The sequence below is a fragment of the Arsenophonus sp. ENCA genome, assembly GCF_002287155.1.
Classification (GTDB): Bacteria; Pseudomonadota; Gammaproteobacteria; order Enterobacterales; family Enterobacteriaceae; genus Arsenophonus; species Arsenophonus nilaparvatae.
On sequence record NZ_NHNG01000779.1, the window covers coordinates 1 to 3,770 of the forward strand.

The following is a 3,770-nucleotide window of genomic DNA, read 5'->3' on the forward strand; positions in this document are numbered from 1 at the left end:
AAATCTTGAATCAGCGAAAGAGCATGGTTGAACCTGTGTTTTCAGCATTGCGGGGAATTCAGGGTTTGGAACGTTTCCGGCGTAAGGGATTATTAGCGGTAAAGCTCGAATTTACCCTGCATGCAATGGCCTATAACTTATCAAGAGCGGTTGCTCTGATATTATGGATGATTTTCAGTCTATTATTTGTACAAACTAAAATCAGAAAAAGAGAAAATCTGCACGGTGGGATATTGTTGAAAAAAAATTCCACCCCTTTTGCGACAGCCTCAGATAGCGCGGGGCCAGGACGGTTAAAATACCTCGTGGGTAGTGGCGGTTCTCGTGCCAGGCGGCCTGACCTCGCCCGGCATTGACCTGCTCAATGTTGCCAAACCAGCGCTCGCTATCCAGCTCCTGCCGTTTCGCAAGACGGCGGTCACGCTGAACCCAGCCCAGGCTACCGTTATAGGCCGACAGGGTCATCGCCATCTGCTCACACCGATTGACCGCTGACACCCGTTGCCACAGCCAGTAATCGAAACTGACCACCGCCCGCAAACTCCAGCCGGGATTGAGCGGTGCCTTGTCGGCCAGGGCGGGCATCAAATCGCCAATCCATCGGGTGGTCTTCGGCATAAACTGTCCGAGTCCCTGTGCGCCAATGGCATTGGTCACGCCCGGCTGCCAGCCGCTTTCATGCTCAATCTGGGCGGCAACATCGGCGACAGGGGCTTCCAGTCCCCACACCAGACGGGCATTCCTTATCAGAGTACCGCCCGGTATGGCAGGGCGGCATCGGCCTCAAAGGCCGCCAACACCAGCAACAGCAGCAAGAGAAGTAACCCCCACTCTGGGGCACCCTGTGGCGGTTGATAGCGCGTCATCCTTATAACCCCATGGCGACACTGAGACACACGGCGGCCACGATAATGGCGCGACGAAGTTGCGCGGCGGCAAAGACCTGATGGCAGCCCCCACGCACCGGATGCCGCCCGTGTGCGACCTCAGGGTGGTCATGGTGCAGGTATTGGCCGGGACGGGCTTTGGGGAATAGCGAACGGTCAAGCCAGTAGCCGAGCACCGCGGCCAGACTGATTAACGACAGCTTGTACAGCACCACCGGCAGCTGTTGTGGCGACAGTAGCCCCATTAGCACCAGCAGTGTCAGCGCAGTCCACAACCAGCCCGCCAGACGCGGGCGTTGACGGAAAAGACGTTTGAGCGCGCACAACATGGACAGTCTCCTTACAGAAAATAGAGACTCAGTCTATCTGGTTGTGCCTGAAAAGACTTTTAAAGGGGTTTAATGGTGTGGGCAATGGCATTGGATTACAATACTGCAAGGTATTAATTGAATCATTACCCAAGGCAATCTGCTCGCACTATCCCTGTCGTGCAGATAATCCCTTTTTCTGCCTGCCCATGCTGTTGCGGCTTGCTGTCCTGACGCCCTCTCGTTTACATGGCAGGCCGCTATTATTGTCACGAGGATAGGCATGAGAACCCCGGCGGCCTTGCCGATACTGCCCTGGATAGGGGGTAAGCGGCGACTGGCAAAACAGATTTTACCGCGCTTCCCTGCACATACTTGTTATGTGGAGCCGTTCTGTGGCGCGGCAGCCCTCTACTTTATGAAGCCACCCAGCACAGTGGAAGTGATTAACGATATCAATGGTGAGCTTGTCAATCTTTATCGGGTGTTAAAGCACCACCCTGAGGAACTGATGCGCCAGTTTAGATGGGCGCTGGTCAGTCGGCAGATGTACCAGTGGTTTAAAATGACTCCCACTGAAATATTGACCGATATCCAACGCGCCGCGCGCTTTTACTACCTGCAAAAACAGTCGTTTGGTGGCAAGGTTACAGAGCAGTCGTTTGGTACAAGCACCACCAATGCGCCGCGCTTCAACTTTTTTCGCCTGGAAGAAGACCTCTCTACAGCGCATCTCAGGCTGTCACGTACCCTCATTGAACAGCTAGACTGGTCAGATTGCATCCGGCGCTATGACCGACCGCACACCCTGTTTTACTGCGATCCGCCGTATTGGGGCACAGAGGGTTACGGTGTCGAATTTGGCCTGGCACAGTATGAGCAATTGGCGAGCATAGGACGGGATTTGGCAGGCATGATGCTCATTTCGGTCAATGATATTCCCGAGATGCGTGAGGTGTTTCAGGGGTTTGCGCTAGACAGTATTCCCATTTGCTATACACTGAACAAAAATAAGCCCACGCCACGGCGTGAGCTGATTATTAGTTGTGGTTTATGATAAAGGGAACCCTCCGCTGCAACGGAGGGCCACCTGTTACGCGCGACTTCGGGCGGTTTTTTTCTCTGTCATTGCCGTCAAAGTCCGTTTTGCCACTTCGCGGGTTTCACCCGGAATATGTCGAAAAGCAGTTAACACCTCCGCCTCCTCCTGATCTCTGACCACATCAAGCGCACTGGCTTCATCGGTGCGTTCTCCTGTTACAAGAAAGAGTAAATCCAATCCAATGGACTTTGCTGCCACCAGATAGGTAACATCCGGATAGCGCTCACCTTTTTCATAGTTGTACTGGGTCAGTTTTTTAACCCCACAACGTTCAGCAAACACTTCCTGACTCAGTCCCAGTCGCTGACGCTCTGCTTTCAGGCGCTCGCCGACCCCGTCCAGGGTTAAGCGTATCCAGTGCTCAGGGGCCAGTTGGGGAGCGTCGTCTTCCCCTGAAGCAGGTCCTTCAACCAGTTGACGCGAGAGTTGTTGTAACTGCTTTTCCTTTTCTGCGACCAGCTGCTGGCTGCGCTTCAGGGCAGCTTCATCCTTGCGTAGGGCTGCCCTTAGCTCACTCACTGACATGCGGTCCACATCATCCAGGGTAAGGCCCGCAATGGTCCCACCTTCGGCCAGTTCGGCGAGTTCTTCGTCATCTTCCAGCATTAATTCATAGAGCTTGGCTTTTCCCAGTTTCACCAACGTTGGGGACTTCTGTTGAAGAGAGGGAGAAAGGTATTTAATCGCTGCTTTCATTAATCTGCCAGCAGTGTTATATGGCATACCAATTCTTTCTTCTACAATCTTCATGAACTCCCCATAAGGTTCATTCTCTTTAAGAATAATCAACCGCTTTCCCGCCTCCAGCATGGCTTCGGCACTTTGTGCCATATAAAAGCGCGCCTCATGCACAATCCGTTCGCGCTCATAGGGCAGGCCATCGCCAAATCGCGCCATCACATCCTGCTGAGCGCTTTTTTCTTCACTTTTTTCAGGGTATACAATTGCCCCCACCCCCCTCAATCGTGATATTGTCCGGTGAGGTTGCCAACAGTGTTGTTGCGGCTTTCTTCTTTGCCATAAAGCTCTCCTTCTATTGTGTTTGATGGTGATGTGGCGAGACTCAAAAAAATATACAAAAATATTCAAAAAGGACTTTACATTATTTTAAATATGAAAGTATACTTTTTTATGAAAATTTTTACGGAGAGAAAACAATGCACCCCTCAAACGCAAAGCAAATTTTTTATCACTGTGTTTACCAGCGTTACCCTTCTGTTACAGCCTGGGCCCTAGATCAGGGTTTTAAGCCCCATAACGTCCGGATGTTGCTTGCTGGCTCCAGCAAAGGCATACGCGGTGAAGCCTATCAGATAAAACGGGCTATCCAGAAAACCATACGGACCTCAGATACCGTCTTTCTTATCATGATACAAGAGCTATATTCTCATCGAAGGGGATGCCAGATTTTAAGACACCATAAGCTAATTGGAGTAATTTTCGCATTGCCGCACAGATGCCTACTTTACCTCC

5 protein-coding genes and 2 pseudogenes are annotated in these 3,770 nt (G+C 51.7%); 3 read left to right on the forward strand and 4 right to left on the reverse strand.

Annotated elements, in window-relative coordinates; translation table 11 throughout:
• Positions 1-23 precede the first annotated feature (23 nt).
• Positions 24-356 carry a transposase gene (locus CBG25_RS20215; RefSeq protein WP_290608892.1) on the forward strand — a complete coding sequence of 111 codons (333 nt, stop codon included), beginning with the start codon at positions 24-26 and terminating at the stop codon, positions 354-356.
• On the opposite strand, the pseudogene CBG25_RS20220 reads toward CBG25_RS20215, so the two are convergent.
• A pseudogene (locus tag CBG25_RS20220) lies at positions 271-750 on the reverse strand (transglycosylase SLT domain-containing protein); the annotation flags it as partial. The gene CBG25_RS20215 and the pseudogene CBG25_RS20220 overlap by 86 nt on opposite strands.
• 118 nt (positions 751-868) lie before the next feature.
• A complete protein-coding gene (locus CBG25_RS20225; RefSeq protein ID WP_290608888.1) occupies positions 869-1,216 on the reverse strand; it encodes a putative holin in 348 nt (115 codons plus the stop codon).
• A 77-nt stretch (positions 1,217-1,293) separates the two neighbouring features.
• Between CBG25_RS20225 and CBG25_RS20230 the strand changes: the two genes are divergently transcribed.
• Together CBG25_RS20230 and CBG25_RS20235 are read left to right on the forward strand one after the other, a co-directional pair.
• Complete coding sequence (locus CBG25_RS20230) at positions 1,294-1,476, forward strand: hypothetical protein (RefSeq protein WP_290608890.1); 183 nt, start codon at positions 1,294-1,296, stop codon at positions 1,474-1,476.
• 2 nt (positions 1,477-1,478) lie between these two features.
• Positions 1,479-2,252 carry a DNA adenine methylase gene (locus CBG25_RS20235; protein WP_290608891.1) on the forward strand — a complete coding sequence of 258 codons (774 nt, stop codon included), beginning with the start codon at positions 1,479-1,481 and terminating at the stop codon, positions 2,250-2,252.
• Between the two features lie 36 nt (positions 2,253-2,288).
• On the opposite strand, the gene CBG25_RS20240 is transcribed toward CBG25_RS20235, so the two are convergent.
• Positions 2,289-3,194, reverse strand: coding sequence for a helix-turn-helix domain-containing protein (locus CBG25_RS20240; protein WP_290608893.1), 906 nt, complete (start codon positions 3,192-3,194; stop codon positions 2,289-2,291).
• Between the two features lie 468 nt (positions 3,195-3,662).
• Positions 3,663-3,770 (reverse strand): annotated as a pseudogene (locus CBG25_RS20245) (IS110 family transposase); the annotation flags it as partial.

Bases quoted from the DNA above. Each gene is read 5' to 3' on its own strand.
- CBG25_RS20215 (WP_290608892.1), top strand. From the start codon at position 24: ATGGTTGAACCTGTGTTTTCAGCATTGCGGGGAATTCAGGGTTTGGAA.
- CBG25_RS20225 (WP_290608888.1), bottom strand. From the start codon at position 1,216: ATGTTGTGCGCGCTCAAACGTCTTTTCCGTCAACGCCCGCGTCTGGCG.
- CBG25_RS20235 (WP_290608891.1), top strand. From the start codon at position 1,479: ATGAGAACCCCGGCGGCCTTGCCGATACTGCCCTGGATAGGGGGTAAG.
- CBG25_RS20240 (WP_290608893.1), bottom strand. From the start codon at position 3,194: ATGGCGCGATTTGGCGATGGCCTGCCCTATGAGCGCGAACGGATTGTG.